We start from the raw sequence: 15,045 nt of genomic DNA on the forward strand, positions 1-15,045 counted from the left end.
AGTTATGGAGGTTGATCAGTCGACGGTTGATGCTCGGCGGGATGATGAAATTGATTTGGTGGCGCTATTTCGAAAGGTGTGGTACCGCAAATGGTGGGTAGCGGGTGCCACCCTGCTATGTGTGATGGCGGCACTCTCGTATGCTTTGATGGCCAAGCCCATGTACAGGGCTGAGGTTTATCTTCTACCCCCTTCGCCGTCTGATCTTAGCGCACTTAACGTCCGCCTTTTCAAGCAAAGAAGCGATTTGGGCGCCTTAAATAGCGGTTCGGATTTTCTATTTGAAAACACGATCTCGCCAGAACAAGCTTATGATCGTTTCTTAAGGGCACTGAAATCTCGTCAGCAACTCATGCACTTTTTTGAGAGCTCGGGTATCGCTGGTAGTTATAACGGCGCTGGCGAGGTTGATTCTGGAAAGTATTTTGACGCTTTTTACCAAGCCTTTTCTTTTTCGCTTCCACCGGGTGAAGCGCTTTCTGGCGCGAAAGTGACGCTAGAGGGAGAGTCTGCTGTACAGGTGGCGGACTGGCTGAACCGTTACGTTGGTGATGTTTTTTTGGCTACAGCCAGCTCGCTGACGTCAGATCTGGGCTCGCGGCTAAGGCAGAGTAAATCGCAAATAGCTGAGGAAATAGCGTCTAAAAGAGCTCTGGCTGAGGCGAAACGGCTGGATCGTATTGCGCGATTGGAAGAAGCCTATCGCATCGCCCAGGCTATTGGTCTAATCGGGTATGGCTCCGCTGTTAGAGGCGACAACGGGATCATGACTATCAACGTTCAGAGTTCGTCTGACCAGCTGTTTACCCGGGGTACTGAGGCGCTGGCAGCAGAGATCAGTGTTCTGGAGAGTCGAAAGTCGGACGATGCGTTTATTCCTGAACTCAGGAGCCTGCAAGAGAGCCTGAACCAACTAAATGCGGTTAGTGTTCCATCGGATAGCGTACAGGCAGCGCGGATAGATATGGCCGCTTCGGTACCGGACAGCCCGGTCAAACCGAAAAAGAAGTTGCTGGTTGCGGTAGGGGGCATACTGGGATTGGTGTTTGGTGTTTTTATTGTCTTGGTGGTGCCGTTACGCCAGCGATGCTGAGCTGTTGGCAATGACTCCTGCCTGATGGAAAAGCCCGTTCTGGGAGAAGCCTGAAAGGGCCTGGAACTCTGCGTTATGGAAATTATATGAGAATTTTAGCGGTGTTTGGTACTAGAGTGAATGTCGATTATGCGACTCATCAAGCTGATAGCATCATATTTCAGTTGAACCATATAGAGTTCAAGCAGATTGACGAGACGGCTCTGGACGACAAGTGCTCGATTGCTACTCGTGGAATCTGGGCATAATGAAGTTACTAGTTACCGGCGGGGCTGGGTTTATCGGTTCGGCTGTTATCCGCCACATTATCGATAATACCGATGACTTTGTCGTCAATGTTGATAAGTTGACCTACGCGGGCAACCTTGACTCTCTGGCACCCGTCTGTGAGAGCAGCCGCTACTGCTTTGAACAGGTTGATATCTGTAACAGTAGCGAACTGCAGCGGGTTTTTCATCAGTACCAACCGGATGCGGTCATGCATCTCGCTGCAGAGTCGCATGTTGACCGATCGATAGATGGGCCGGCAGCATTTATTGAAACCAATATTGTTGGTACCTATACCTTACTAGAAGCGGCTCGAGGTTATTGGCAAAATCTGGATAGGGCCAAAAAAACAGGGTTCCTCTTTCACCACATATCTACTGATGAGGTCTATGGCGATCTGGAAGGGGCTGAAGACCTATTTACTGAACAGACGCCGTACGCCCCTAGCTCACCTTACTCCGCGAGCAAAGCCAGTTCGGACCATCTGGTTCGTGCTTGGCACCGTACCTACGGACTGCCGATAGTTTTGACCAATTGTTCTAATAATTACGGTCCTTATCACTTTCCTGAGAAACTGATTCCGCTGATGATTCTTAACGCTTTGGAAGGAAAACCCTTACCGGTTTACGGCATGGGTAACCAAGTGCGGGATTGGCTTTATGTTGATGATCACGCTCGGGCGCTATATCGGGTTGTGACACATGGGGGGGCTGGGGAAACCTACAACATCGGTGGTCATAACGAGAAGAAGAATATTGATGTAGTTTATGCGCTTTGTGCTTTGCTGGAAGAGCTTGCACCCAATAAACCCGCTGGTGTGGCCAATTACCAAGACTTGATTATTTTTGTTGAGGACCGACCAGGTCACGATATGCGCTATGCGATCGATGCAAGTAAGATTGAGGCTGAACTCGGATGGACGCCTCGAGAAACATTCGAATCAGGTCTCCGCAAAACCGTGCAGTGGTACTTGGATAACCAGTCTTGGTGTGCGCGGGTGCAAGACGGATCCCACCAGCGCGAACGTTTAGGCACAGTCGCTTCGAAGGGCAAATTATGAAAGGCATTGTGTTGGCCGGAGGCTCAGGAACGCGCCTGCACCCGATAACCAAAGGGATCTCGAAGCAACTGTTGCCCATCTACGACAAGCCGATGATCTATTATCCCCTATCGGTGCTGATGCTTGCGGGGATACGGGAGGTATTGATTATCACTACTCCTGAGGATCGTAGCAATTTTGAGAAACTTCTCGGAGATGGAAGTCAGTTTGGTATCGAACTAATTTACGCTGTTCAGCCCAGCCCGGATGGGTTAGCTCAAGCTTTCATAATCGGTGAAGAGTTTATCGGTGAAGGCCCAGTGTGCTTGGTACTGGGTGATAATATCTTTTATGGTCAAGGTTTTTCCCCCAAGTTGCGCCAAGCTGCTGCACGTGAAAAGGGAGCGACGGTATTCGGATATCAGGTGAAAGATCCCGAGCGCTTTGGTGTAGTTGGATTTGACCAAGATATGCGGGTGTTATCGCTAGAGGAAAAGCCTGCTAAGCCAAAATCAAATTACGCGGTTACCGGACTCTATTTTTATGACAACGATGTTATAGAAATTGCTAAGCAGGTTACTCCATCCGGCAGGGGCGAGTTAGAAATTACTTCCATCAATCAGGCTTATCTAGAGCGGGGGGACCTGCAGGTCGAGATCTTAGGTCGGGGATTTGCGTGGCTCGATACAGGAACCCACGAAAGCTTGCTGGATGCGGGTATGTTTGTTCAGACCATAGAAAATCGGCAAGGATATAAAATTGCCTGTCTGGAAGAGATCGCGTTTAAAAATGGCTGGTTGAATGGTAATGCTCTGGAAGAAAGAGGCCGGATTATGAGCAAAAATAGTTATGGCCAATATCTTTTGTCGTTGCTTCGAGATTAAATATGAGCGATACGCCAATCTATGTAACCCAACCTGACCTTCCCCCACTTGAGGAGTTTATTCCTTATCTTGAAAAAATTTGGGAGAATAAAATCCTGACAAACGGCGGCCCTTTTCACCAACAATTGGAAAAGGCACTATGTGAATACCTAGGTGTTGAGCATCTCGCCCTATTTGCAAACGGCACCCTAGCACTCGTCACCGCATTGCAAGCCTTAAGAGTGAATGGTGAGGTGATAACCACTCCATATTCATTTGTCGCAACTGCGCACTCCCTGCTATGGAACGGTATAAAACCAGTTTTCGTCGACCTTAAGCCCGGCAGTTTTAATCTAGACCCGGGAAAAATCGAGGCTGCGATCACCCCCCAGACGACGGCCATTCTTCCAGTCCACTGTTATGGCTATCCCTGCGATGTCGAGCATATCCAGGAAATTGCCGATACCTACGGATTAAAGGTGATTTACGACGCTGCACATGCGTTTGGCGTGCAAGATCAGGGGGGAAGTGTTTTACGCTATGGCGATCTGTCTATTGTAAGCTTTCATGCCACCAAGGTGTTCAATACGTTTGAGGGGGGGGCAATCATTTGCCCGGACGCGAAGACTAAAAAGCGGATTGATTATCTGAAAAATTTCGGTATAGCTGATGAAACTACGGTGATTGCGCCGGGCATCAATGGAAAAATGAATGAAGTTCAGGCGGCCATGGGGCTGCTGCAACTCGAGCATGTGGACGAGGCGATCATGCGTCGGCTAGAGATCGATCGTCTTTATCGCCAAGGGTTGGGCGGTTGCAAAGGACTCTTTATCCCCGAATTACCTACCACTTCTAGGCACAATTTTTCCTACTTTCCGGTTTTGGTTGAGCGAGACTATCCCCTATCGCGTGATGCACTGTATGAGGCGCTGAAAAGCTTGGGTATCTATTCGCGTCGGTACTTTTATCCGTTAATTTCGGAGTTTTCGATGTATAGGGAATTGTCTTCAGCGCATAAAGGAAATTTGCCCATTGCATCGGATATGTCAAGTAAGGTGCTGTGCTTGCCCATATATCCAAGTTTGTCAGATGAACAGATAAATCAAATATTGGTTATTCTCGGAGAATAGTTTTGCTTGATGAAAGAAAAAAAATTCTAGTTGTATCTGATAATCCTGAGTTAACTAGGTTTTTTCAGGAATACGTTCATCAAAAAAAATATAACGAAATCGCAGTGTTTCAGTATAGATTTTCGATTATAAATAAAAATCCAAGACCGATGGAGGTTTTGGGGGCGACACCGCTTGATGTAAAAGATCGAAAGTTCTTTGGCATAGCTAAAGAAGAATACAGTCTGATAATATCGATCCATTGTAAGCAAATATTCCCCGAAGCTCTAGTGAAATCTGTCCGCTGTGTTAACTTTCACCCAGGGCTAAATCCATTTAACCGCGGATGGTATCCCCAAGTGTTCTCAATAATAAATAAAAAGCCAATAGGCGCGACGCTACATATGATGGACGCGGAGGTAGATCATGGAGCGATTATAGATCAGAAGGTTGTCGCTTTGAAAAAATCAGACACCTCGCTCGACTTATATACAAGGGTACTTAGTGCGGAAAAAAAGTTGATAGAGCGAAATCTTAAAAATCTAGTTTATGGTGTTTTTACTAGTAGCGAAATGGAGATGGAAGGAAACTATAACTCGAAAGAAGACTTTGAAGATCTTTGCAATCTAGATCTAAATAAAACAGGTACTTTAGAAGATCATATAGACATTTTAAGAGCGCTGACTCATGGGGATTTTAAAAATGCATATTTTTTTGATGAAGAAGGGAATAAGCACTATGTGCGGTTAATAATAGAGCCCGACTGCAAGTAATATAGATTATGGTTGATTTTTATATGAATATAGCTACGTTTAATATAGTCTAGAATCAGTTTTCATTCATGTTTATATCTGGAAACAAAGACGGTGAAAGAAATATCAGTTATCTATATTGAACGAATTCTCCAAGTTTCCGTTGGTTTTTTTATTACTTATATGGTTGTAAATTATTTTGATCCAAGTGATTATGGAGTTTATAAATATGTAGTTAGTTTAGGTTCTATGTTTTTAATACTTGTTTTATTAGGTTTTAATTTTGCTAATATAAGATATATACCAGAATACCTGCTGCGAAAAGAGTTTGGAAAAATATTTTTCCAAGTTGGATTATTTGCAATTATTCAATGTGTTCTTATTGTTGTAGTTATGGCGGTTGTCTATACGCTGCACAAAAATGAAATCATTGGTTTTGACAAAAGAATAAGTATCATAATGCTTAGTGTGTTGTGCTTGCTTTATTATATAAAGTCATACTTCTGTGAAAGCCTATATGTAGCGTTATCGAAAAGATTGAGATTAACTTATTTTAGGATATTGCTGTATTTTATACAGTTCGCAATTGTTTATTTTGCAATAAAAGTCAACTTCGTCGATATAAAGGAATTCCTAATTTATATAGTTGCATTTTCAGGAGTTGAGGTGCTTGTCCTGTCGTTCGGTTTGCTTCTTATTTTAAGAAGAATACTTCCCGGATTGTCAGTAGAAAGTTTTAGTTTGAAAGAACATTTTAGTTACGCAACTAATAACTATGGTTTTAGTTGGACAAATTTCCTTCGTGATAATGCGGCGACTATTGTTCTAGTAAGTTACCTGTTTGAGTTTACAGAAGTAGCCTATTATTCTGTGGCGTTAATAATACCTAATATAGTACGTTCTTTTAGCCCAAGTAAAATATTTAGCGGATTCCTAATGCCGGAATATGTGAAATCTTATGCACGGGACGATGACAAGTCTGTTGTTTTTGATGGATTGAATTTTATGGGTAAATTGAATTTATTGTTCTTGATTCCAGCTTTGATTTATTCATTCTTGATGTTTCATCCCGTCATTGAGGCACTTTTTGGGGTTGAATACGCCAAAAATTCTATTTATTTGGGCGCGTTTCTTTTCTTAAATATTTTGGCGTTGTCGTATTTGGATCTCAATTTGTTACTTGCCAATATTATAAAACGATCTGATCTTGTTCTAAAAATAAATATGCTTTCCGTTTCAAATGTTGTAATTATTATATTTTTGCATGAAATGGGAAATATATCTATTGGCATAGCTAATCTTTCAAGCACAATCTTAACTGTTTTTGTATTCTGGTTGACAGTAGGAAAGATATATTCTGATCGGATCAACTTTCACCTTTTTAGTAAAGAGATAGTATCGTACATAGTTGCTATATCGATTTTTTCTCTAATTGTTTTTAATTTAAGCGTAAAGCTGTATGCAGTTGTTTTTATTTTAGTTTCTCCTGTTATTGCTATCCTTGTGATCAAATCTAAATTTTTTAATATTGATGAAAGGGAGAGTATAAAGAAAATGTTTCCTAGTAAGATTAAGGGTATTGTATGAGAAAGCCCAAAATATTGATGGTTATAGATAAGCCAAATTGGGCCTACGATCAGATGGCTAACTACATCATGTCTGAGCTTTCTGATAAATATGACTTTTATAAGGTTATGGCTCAGTACCATATAAAAAATGAACGTCAAACATTAGATTATAAGTTGAAGCAGCCATTTCGGGCTTTCAAGAGAATCTACTTCGAAAGGTTCAAAAAGAACATTGAGTATGATTTGGTCGTTTATATGTGGTGGCATTTGCCTCAAATAATAGACTTAGATATTAAGTATAAGTATGTACTAAAAGGTATATTTACCGAGTCGTTCCCTCCTGGTAAGACTATAGATTTTAACGGCAGTGAACGCGAATTTGTCGATTTATATATAAAACCAGCTAGTGGTATCATATCCGGAAACAGAAACATAGAAAGATTTTATTCCCGCTTCGATCTTCCCGTTTTTTATGCGACGGGAGCAACTAATACAGAAAAATTTATATTTAACAAGAAGAAGAGAGATGACGACCAGTTTATCGTTTGCTGGACAGGAAATCCAAATAGAAATTTTAAGGGTTTCTATGATTTCGTTAAGCCTGCTGTTGAGTTGGCCAGAAAGAAAAGACCTAATATTAAACTGGTGACTAGATTCAGTGGTCCGCTCAGTACGCTGCCAGATTTTTACAGTAATGTTGATGTGATGGCAAACGCGTCTATAGGTGATGCTGGACCAGGATTTATTATCGATGCCGGAGGTTGTGGTATACCTACAATTTCTACTAATGTTGGATTTGCTAGTGAAATAATAAGAGATTACGAAAATGGCATCTTTGTAGAAAGAGAAATTGAGAATATCGCTGAAAAAATAATCGAGCTAAATGACGATCGAGAACTATTAAACAAGCTTAGTGTTAATATTTCTCGTGATATACATCAGAACTGGGGTTATTCCCGAAGAGCTATGTTCTGGGATGAAATGTTTGAAAATGTTTTAGGTGGCGAGTGAGTTTACTATGAAGCAATCTGAGTTGAATAATAAAGCTAGCAGTTACGTCGATAGCTATGAAGTGATTAAATCATTATCGTCCACGTTTGAGCCAAAAGGTATCTTTCATAGCGAGTTGTTGATGGCATATACGTTGATTAAAGAGCTTGGCGTTGAAAAAGTAATAGAGAGCGGAAGAGCTCGTGGGCAATCAACGGAGATCATAGCAAGAATTTGCCAACAGGATGGCTTGGAGTTTCATAGTATTGAGTACGATGATAAATCACCCGACGTTGCGGTGGCAGAAAAGCGATTAGCGCCTTATAAAGATGTTTGCACGCTACATTATGGTGATGGCTTTGAACTAATGCCAAAACTTCTCGATGGTAAAGATACATTAATCATCATTGATGGCCCGAAGGGCGTTTGGGCTCAAAAGCTTGGTTTACTAATGTTGAAAAAAGAAAATGTTAAAGCAGTGTTGTTTCACGATACACATCGAGATGCATATGATTCTAGACCAAGATTAGAGCGTTACTTCGGCCGACACCTTTTGGTATCAGACGATTATGAATATGTTGATGCATTTAGTTATTTGGATGATGTCTGCTGGCAAGAAACTAATAAGTTTTTTGACGGGTACGCACCATATAAAAGATATAACACGATAATGAGAAGCTATGCAGGTACGTTGTCTTGTGTGATAAATAATAACATAGATGAAACTATGTTGGACAATTATATAAATGATATTAATAGGTCGATACTCGTCAAAGAGTCACTTTTATTCAGGCTAGCCAATAAAATCAACTTAATATCTATGATTAAAAACCTGCATTGGAAATTAACTTAGTATGCGTAAAATAACACTGCTTGCAACATTTTGGAACGAATTGGAGTGGATAGAGGCCTCTCTCGACCAAATGCATAAGTTAAATGCGGATGAAATTATTATTTGCGATGGCTGTTTCGATGAAAATAAATATAACGGCAGTGAAGATGGTACATCTGAAGTTTTAAGGAAGTTTGCGGAAGAAAATTCAAATGTCAGGATTATTCGGGCCTTTCGCATAGGTCGTTTAAAATATTTTATCGATAGCATTTTAATTAATTTTTTTTCTTTGTCTCATGTTGCAAGAACATTAATTGATGCAGTCACTAAATCTAACTATCGTCTTAATCAAGCCTATACTTTTAACAAGATGTTATCTATGGCTAAACATAACCAGCCAGGTGACTGGTTTATGACCATAGACGCCGATCAGTTTTATAATGATCGAATGATTGAATTGATTTCAAATAGAGAAAATTGGAAACTAAGTCCCTCTTGCCACTTGATAACCGCCAAAGAACTGACCTTTTTTGAAGATTTTAATCATTATATTCAAGGGCATGAAAAAAGAACATGGAATAACATGCCGCATAGGATAGTGGAAAACGGGAGTTTTTATCCCACCCGCCATTATAAGGTACCAGTAAATGGAAAGCTTAAGTTTTTAGTGGATGTCTTTGACACAGAAGATGTCGGATACTATTTCCACTATAAGTTTAGAAGAAACGTTGAAAGACTGGCGATGGGATATGAGCTGGGAGATAGGAAAAATCCTGAGGTTTATCCGGATTTGAGTATAAACGTATTCACTGGTGATCATCCTGCTTCTGTTAGTAAAAAGGTATCAGAATGATCGCTTCAGTTATTCTTTCTACAAGAAATAGATGCTTTTTCTTAAAACAAACTGTTGCGTCCATTATCCCGCAGTTGTCCTGCGATGTTGAGCTATTAATAGTTAATGATTGTTCTGATGACGACACGGCCGCATATCTTTATGGCGTCGATTCACCCTGGATTAGAGTTTTCGAAAACAGCCAGCCTCAGGGGCTAACTAGAAATCTTAACTTCCTTATGCAGCAGGCCAAGGGTGAATACATCATTCGTATTGATGACGATGATTTGATGACGAAAGATAGAGTTCAGCGCCAAGTCGATTTCGTTAGGCAGCATAATTATGATATGTCATGGTGTTTGCCCGAATTTATAGATGAACATAACAATCGCTTTTCTAAGCAAAAGAACTGGGGGCAACAGTATGTATTAGAGATGCTTGATAGCAAAAATATGATAACCCATGTGTGTACAATATTCCGCCGTGAATCTGTCTTATCATTGGGGGGGTATAGTGAAACGTTTATAACAGGTCAGGACTGGGATCTTTGGAAAAGAATTAAGACGGCCGGCTTACGTATGGGAATGCAGCAGGAGTATCTTACTCAGGTAAGGATAAATAGAGGATCCGTTACTCTAAACAGGCTTGGAATTAAGGATGATCGTACCTATTTTTTTAATTTGTTGAAGGTTTGTTTGAGTAATGATGATTTAAATGGAGCTATTAATAAAGTTCGTGAGTGTAGGAGATATCAATATATTCCCTATGTGGTGATCAGGTGGATGGTAGGCGAGCGAAGATTGGACGCAATAAGAAAGCTTAGAGCATAAGTTGATGCGTCATTATTTGATTTATCTATTGTTGTTTTTGGTTGTTATTGCGCAGCTGTTAAATGGGGTGTATGCGCTTGAAATAACGATTACAAATTATGCGTTGTATGCTCGAGCCGCGATTTTTTGTCTTTTGATTTTTTTGTGCCTATGTTTTAAAGATGCTGTTTGGGTTGTCATGCTGTTTTTGCTTGCTCTTTCAGCTTCATTAGTTAATTTTATTATCAGCGATGCAGAGGATGTTCATAAACTTCTCGGTAATTTGTATTTCATATCAAAGATTATATATCCAATTTGCTTTCTTGGTGTTTCCGCATATATTCATAGGTTTCTGGGGATAAACGATAAAATTCATGGTATGCGTTTTTTGAATGCATATGTGTGGGCTTTGCCATTGTTGTCAATCATCGCTCTTGTTTTTGTTGTTGAATCCGCAAGAACCTATGACGCAAGTTATAGATTCGGATATAAAGGTGTAATCGCAACACAGAACGAGGTAGCCATTACCTTTCTTTTTCTTGTTATGTATGCCGTTAGCCTTAAGCAACCGATTCAAAAGAGTGTGCTGTTTTTTCTGTGTTTGGTTGGGCTTGTAGTTAGTGGTACAAAAGCAGCTGCTGGTGTATTTGTTTTGTCTGGTTTGCTTTTTGTCTGGAAAAGTTTTTACAATAAATTTTTTCTTTCTTGTTTGATACTTTTAATTCCTTTGTCCATGTTTGTGTTTGCAGATGAGATTTATCTTACCTTGTCAAATATGATTGACTACACGGTTCATCAGCAAGAGAGGACAAACTCTTTGTTTAGTGCACTTGTAAGCGGACGGGATATACAGCTCATGGAAGTTCTATCATCGACCGATGTCGGGCTGTATCAGGCTCTCCTTGTTGGTGGTGTTGTCTCCTATGATTTAACAACAGAGCTCGATTTTTTTGATTTGGTACTATTTTGTGGAGTTCCCTTTTCGTTGCTGTATTTATTTGTAATGAGCAAGTTCGCTGTAGAGCTGCGTCATTTCCAGTATAAGATATTCTTCTTCAGTATTTTGATAGTCTTGATGTCCTTTGGTGGACATGTTATTTATGCAGTAAGTTCATTTGAGATACTTTTCGTTTTGACGGTTTTATTGTATGAGAAAAACTTTAAAGAAAGTGCTGCTTTTAGCTAGACATGCTTTTCGATTCAATTTTGGTAAGTTCAGTGATATAGGGTATGGAACTAAGGTTGTCAGGTACCAGTATTTTGATGTTGGCTCCTATTTTTTTTGTGGAAGGTTTTGCTATTTTTCTACAAACCAGCACTGTCCTGTTCTTATCGGAGATGATGTTATGTTTGGCCCCGAGGTTATGATTTTGGGCGGCGGTCACGACTATAAGTATACATTGGGGCATATACGGCATAAAACTTCTCCCGTAGAAAAGAAGTCCTCTATTGTCATAGAAAATGGCGTGTGGGTTGGTGCTCGAGCTATCATCCTTGACGGCGCGGTGGTGTCTGAAGGGGCTGTTATCGGTGCCGGAGAGGTTATTAGGGATACCGTTCCTCCTTACTGTGTATATGCAGATGGTAAAGTAAGGCCAAGGTTTAAAACAGAAGAAGAACTTAAAACTTTACTTAATAATGTGGGTTCAAAGTATAGCGTTCGAGAGGTATCGGACTTTATTTTACAGTGGAAGAATCGGTGAAAATTTCTATTGTTGGTCCTTATCCTCCTCCCTATGGTGGTATTTCTAACCATATTTTTAGAATCTTACCTTATTTGAGAGACTCTCAAATAGATTTTTCCGTTTTCAACCAGTATGAGCATGAAGATCTTTTAGCCAATGTTAGTTCCACTAAGGGTAGCTATATTTGGTGGGTTAAATTTCTTTTTACAAGTAAGAGTGGGCTTGTTCATTTTCATCAGTTTTCATGGTTACATTTTTTATACTTGTTCTTTTTTTCTTTGGTACATGGTGACTGCTTTCTTATATCTATTCATAATGAAAAGCTACTTAATTGTCCCGTATGGGTCAGAAAGGCTGCTGTCAAACTTCTTAAGATGACTCGATGTAAGAGTGTCATTGTAGTTTCGAGATCGGTAGGGAGTATGCTCGATCAATGCGGCGTTAAGAATGTCCGGTACCTGCCCGCTTATGTGCCTCCTAAAACCAATTTTCAGCGGCGCAATAATCATACCTCTACCACCGTTCTTTTTAATATTTGGAAAGTTCAGGACCAAGATTCGATTGTAAAATATGGTATAGATCTTCTTGTTGATCTTGCTGTTTCTTACCCGGAAATAGAATTTGAATGTTTCGTCGCGCAGTCAAAGAATATTGCGCTTATTGAAACGATGCTTACCAAAAAATCGGCTAATAATTGCGTTTTACGGATCGGCGAGAATCTTGTCGATCATTTTCATAGAGCCGATCTTTTTTTGCGCTTAAACAGGGATGATGCGTATGGCGTTTCCATACAGGAGGCGATGGATTGTGGTGTGCCTGCCATCGCGTCTGATGTTTGTGAACGGCCACGCGGTGCGCTGTTGTTCAAGAACGGATGTTATGAAGACTTAAAGCAGAAGTTTGAGTGTGCGCTTGCGGCGAAGAAGGAAGATCTGCTTAAGGATAAAGTAGATACCCATTTTCATACTGAGTTGATAGAGCTCTACAAGGTCCTATTGGGGAAACAATGAAACAAGTTACGCAAACACTTCGTACTGGGCAAATAGATGTTAACGATGTGCCTGTTCCCAGTTTGTCTGACAAGTTTGTGCTGGTTCGTAACCGGCAGTCGGTTATCAGCGCCGGCACAGAAAAAACCAAGATTGATATGGGCAAGAAGAGTTTGCTCCAGAAAGCAAAAGCACGCCCCGACCTGGTCAAACAGGTTTTCAACAAAGTTAGGAATGAGGGGCTAAAAAAGACCCTTCAAACGGTAAATTCTCGTTTGGATTCTCCATCTCCACTTGGCTACAGCTGCGCTGGGGCTGTTGTGGCGGTCGGTGGCATGGTTGAGGGAATTATGGCGGGCGATCGCGTGGCCTGTGGCGGTGCGGATTATGCCAATCATGCTGAGTTTGTCGCTGTGCCCAAAAATCTTGTTGTCAAGATCCCAGAGGGGGTTAGTGATGAAGAGGCATCGTTTGCTACCGTCGGCTCTATCGCACTACAGGGAGTGAGGTTAGCGCAACCGCAGTTGGGTGAGACCTTCTTGGTGTTGGGACTGGGGCTGTTGGGACAGATCGCCGTACAGCTGCTCCGGGCTAATGGCTGTAACGTGATCGCTACGGATCTTGACCCGACGTTGGTTCAGCGTGCGGAAAAGTATGGGGCGATGGGGGCTTGCGGTGCTGATGAGCTGCCAGGGCTTTGCAATTCCTTAACCGCGGGCCATGGGGTGGATGGTGTATTGGTCTGTGCCGGCACCAACAGTAACCAACCGATCGAGCTATGCGGTGAGGTTACTCGGGAGAAAGGCCGGGTGGTGGTCGTTGGCGCGGTGCGAATGGATATTCCTCGGGAGCAGTACTTCAAAAAGGAGATTAACGTAGTTATCTCCCGTTCGTATGGTCCGGGCCGCTATGATCCGTTTTATGAAGAGAACGGCAATGATTATCCGCTGGGGTATGTGCGTTTTACCGAGCAGCGCAACATGGCTACTTTTCTCTCGCTGGTCGAGCAGGGAAAGGTCGACGTCGCCAGCCTGATCAGTCACCGTTTCGATGTAGATCAGGCGGCGGAAGCTTATAAGCTTATTGAGGGTGCCAAAAGCGAGCCCTATCTGGGTATCCTTCTGAGTTACTCCCGGGCTGTTAACGAGTCAGAGGTCGCCCAGCCCATCACTGTCAGTAGTGCGCCTATTGAAAAAGATAAGCTTGGCTTTTCATTCTACGGGGCGGGCAATTACGCTACCGCTAGCCTGCTTCCATCTCTGAGAGAAATGGCAGATGTGCAGTTTCGCGGCTTGGTGACCGCGAGTGGCCGGACAGCGCAGGGTGTTGCCAAACAATTCAACTTTGGATTCTGCGCCGAGACGTTTGACGCACTACTTGGTGACAACACTGATGTTGTGATGATAACCACCCGCCATGACGCTCATGCAGCGGCGGTTATCAAGGCGCTGTCTCAAGGTAAGCATGCTTACGTCGAAAAGCCGTTAGCGCTGACTATCGATGAACTTCGAGAGATCGATGCCGCCTACCATCAATCGGGCGCACAGCTGATGGTCGGTTTTAATCGCCGGTTTGCACCCGCGACGCAGATGGTCCGCCAGCACTTTTCTGTGGTTAAAAGTCCGCTGGTGGTCAACATTCGCGTTAATGCCGGATCTATACCGAAAAACCATTGGATTCAGGATGCGTTGGTTGGTGGTGGGCGGATAATCGGCGAGGGGTGTCACTTTGTTGATCTGGCTTCCGCTATCGTTGGTGCGAACGTGCGCTCGGTCTATGCAGTGGGAACCTCTAAAGCAGAGAAGTCTGCGCTGCTGAATGACAATGTTTGCATTTCGTTGAGTTTTGGCGACGGCAGTATCGCCAATATTATCTATACAGCGGATGGCTGTCCGAAAATGCCGAAGGAATACATTGAGGTTTTTGGGGGCGGCCGATCTGCGCAGATAGCGGATTTCAGAGAGGTCTCCCTGTTCTCTGATGGCGTTGCTCAAACAAAGAAATTAGGCGCACAGGATAAGGGGCAGAAGGCCATGCTCGCAGCGTGGGTTGATGCGCTTAAGATTGGGCGTCCGTGTGTTGACTATGAGTGCTTGATGTCCAGTAGTATGGCGACGATTATGGCTGTTGAGTCTCTTTGCATAAACCAGCCCATGGCGGTTAGCAACGATGTGTTGTTGCTCGATGAAGTTGCGCTTTGCGAGTAATAAGGGCTAG

At 42.4% G+C, this 15,045-nt stretch carries 14 protein-coding genes; all 14 read left to right on the forward strand.

Going from position 1 to position 15,045, the window contains the following annotated elements; all coding sequences use genetic code 11:
• Positions 1-4 precede the first annotated feature (4 nt).
• The 14 genes from JJQ76_RS14550 to JJQ76_RS14615 all read left to right on the forward strand — a co-directional run bounded on the left by JJQ76_RS14550 (position 5) and on the right by JJQ76_RS14615 (position 15,035).
• Positions 5-1,093 carry an LPS O-antigen chain length determinant protein WzzB gene (locus JJQ76_RS14550; protein WP_210397605.1) on the forward strand — a complete coding sequence of 363 codons (1,089 nt, stop codon included), beginning with the start codon at positions 5-7 and terminating at the stop codon, positions 1,091-1,093.
• A gap of 247 nt (positions 1,094-1,340) precedes the next feature.
• A complete protein-coding gene (rfbB, locus tag JJQ76_RS14555) occupies positions 1,341-2,420 on the forward strand; it encodes a dTDP-glucose 4,6-dehydratase (protein ID WP_246480868.1) in 1,080 nt (359 codons plus the stop codon).
• Entirely contained in the window at positions 2,417-3,283 is an 867-nt protein-coding gene (rfbA, locus tag JJQ76_RS14560) for a glucose-1-phosphate thymidylyltransferase RfbA (RefSeq protein ID WP_210397606.1), read from the forward strand. Before rfbB ends, rfbA begins: the two co-directional genes overlap by 4 nt.
• Before the next feature lie 2 nt (positions 3,284-3,285).
• Positions 3,286-4,392 carry a DegT/DnrJ/EryC1/StrS family aminotransferase gene (locus JJQ76_RS14565; RefSeq protein ID WP_210397607.1) on the forward strand — a complete coding sequence of 369 codons (1,107 nt, stop codon included), beginning with the start codon at positions 3,286-3,288 and terminating at the stop codon, positions 4,390-4,392.
• Positions 4,393-4,394: 2 nt separating this feature from the next.
• Positions 4,395-5,144: a dTDP-4-amino-4,6-dideoxyglucose formyltransferase gene (locus tag JJQ76_RS14570; protein ID WP_210397608.1), complete on the forward strand. Its 750-nt coding sequence runs from the start codon at positions 4,395-4,397 to the stop codon at positions 5,142-5,144.
• Positions 5,145-5,237: 93 nt separating this feature from the next.
• The gene (locus JJQ76_RS14575) at positions 5,238-6,710 is read left to right on the forward strand and encodes an MATE family efflux transporter (RefSeq protein WP_210397609.1); all 1,473 of its coding nucleotides are present in this window, start codon (positions 5,238-5,240) and stop codon (positions 6,708-6,710) included.
• A complete protein-coding gene (locus tag JJQ76_RS14580; RefSeq protein WP_210397610.1) occupies positions 6,707-7,702 on the forward strand; it encodes a glycosyltransferase family 4 protein in 996 nt (331 codons plus the stop codon). Before JJQ76_RS14575 ends, JJQ76_RS14580 begins: the two co-directional genes overlap by 4 nt.
• A gap of 7 nt (positions 7,703-7,709) precedes the next feature.
• Complete coding sequence (locus JJQ76_RS14585; protein WP_210397611.1) at positions 7,710-8,534, forward strand: class I SAM-dependent methyltransferase; 825 nt, start codon at positions 7,710-7,712, stop codon at positions 8,532-8,534.
• A gap of 1 nt (position 8,535) precedes the next feature.
• The gene (locus JJQ76_RS14590; RefSeq protein ID WP_210397612.1) at positions 8,536-9,366 is read left to right on the forward strand and encodes a glycosyltransferase family 2 protein; all 831 of its coding nucleotides are present in this window, start codon (positions 8,536-8,538) and stop codon (positions 9,364-9,366) included.
• Positions 9,363-10,175: a glycosyltransferase family 2 protein gene (locus JJQ76_RS14595; protein ID WP_210397613.1), complete on the forward strand. Its 813-nt coding sequence runs from the start codon at positions 9,363-9,365 to the stop codon at positions 10,173-10,175. The genes JJQ76_RS14590 and JJQ76_RS14595 overlap by 4 nt, the downstream gene beginning before the upstream one ends.
• Positions 10,176-10,179: 4 nt before the next feature.
• The gene (locus JJQ76_RS14600) at positions 10,180-11,340 is read left to right on the forward strand and encodes a hypothetical protein (RefSeq protein ID WP_210397614.1); all 1,161 of its coding nucleotides are present in this window, start codon (positions 10,180-10,182) and stop codon (positions 11,338-11,340) included.
• Positions 11,303-11,857: an acyltransferase gene (locus JJQ76_RS14605; RefSeq protein WP_210397615.1), complete on the forward strand. Its 555-nt coding sequence runs from the start codon at positions 11,303-11,305 to the stop codon at positions 11,855-11,857. Before JJQ76_RS14600 ends, JJQ76_RS14605 begins: the two co-directional genes overlap by 38 nt.
• Positions 11,854-12,849 carry a glycosyltransferase gene (locus JJQ76_RS14610; protein WP_210397616.1) on the forward strand — a complete coding sequence of 332 codons (996 nt, stop codon included), beginning with the start codon at positions 11,854-11,856 and terminating at the stop codon, positions 12,847-12,849. Before JJQ76_RS14605 ends, JJQ76_RS14610 begins: the two co-directional genes overlap by 4 nt.
• Positions 12,846-15,035 (forward strand): bi-domain-containing oxidoreductase, encoded by a 2,190-nt coding sequence (locus JJQ76_RS14615; protein ID WP_210397617.1) that lies wholly within the window; start codon positions 12,846-12,848, stop codon positions 15,033-15,035. Before JJQ76_RS14610 ends, JJQ76_RS14615 begins: the two co-directional genes overlap by 4 nt.
• The last annotated feature ends 10 nt before the right edge of the window (positions 15,036-15,045 follow it).

Source organism: Motiliproteus sediminis, assembly GCF_017912535.1.
Taxonomy (GTDB): domain Bacteria; phylum Pseudomonadota; class Gammaproteobacteria; order Pseudomonadales; family Balneatricaceae; genus Motiliproteus; species Motiliproteus sediminis.

Bases quoted from the DNA above. Each gene is read 5' to 3' on its own strand.
- JJQ76_RS14565 (WP_210397607.1), top strand. From the start codon at position 3,286: ATGAGCGATACGCCAATCTATGTAACCCAACCTGACCTTCCCCCACTT.
- rfbB (WP_246480868.1), top strand. From the start codon at position 1,341: ATGAAGTTACTAGTTACCGGCGGGGCTGGGTTTATCGGTTCGGCTGTT.
- JJQ76_RS14595 (WP_210397613.1), top strand. From the start codon at position 9,363: ATGATCGCTTCAGTTATTCTTTCTACAAGAAATAGATGCTTTTTCTTA.
- rfbA (WP_210397606.1), top strand. From the start codon at position 2,417: ATGAAAGGCATTGTGTTGGCCGGAGGCTCAGGAACGCGCCTGCACCCG.
- JJQ76_RS14605 (WP_210397615.1), top strand. From the start codon at position 11,303: ATGAGAAAAACTTTAAAGAAAGTGCTGCTTTTAGCTAGACATGCTTTT.
- JJQ76_RS14615 (WP_210397617.1), top strand. From the start codon at position 12,846: ATGAAACAAGTTACGCAAACACTTCGTACTGGGCAAATAGATGTTAAC.
- JJQ76_RS14590 (WP_210397612.1), top strand. From the start codon at position 8,536: ATGCGTAAAATAACACTGCTTGCAACATTTTGGAACGAATTGGAGTGG.
- JJQ76_RS14550 (WP_210397605.1), top strand. From the start codon at position 5: ATGGAGGTTGATCAGTCGACGGTTGATGCTCGGCGGGATGATGAAATT.
- JJQ76_RS14580 (WP_210397610.1), top strand. From the start codon at position 6,707: ATGAGAAAGCCCAAAATATTGATGGTTATAGATAAGCCAAATTGGGCC.
- JJQ76_RS14585 (WP_210397611.1), top strand. From the start codon at position 7,710: ATGAAGCAATCTGAGTTGAATAATAAAGCTAGCAGTTACGTCGATAGC.
- JJQ76_RS14600 (WP_210397614.1), top strand. From the start codon at position 10,180: ATGCGTCATTATTTGATTTATCTATTGTTGTTTTTGGTTGTTATTGCG.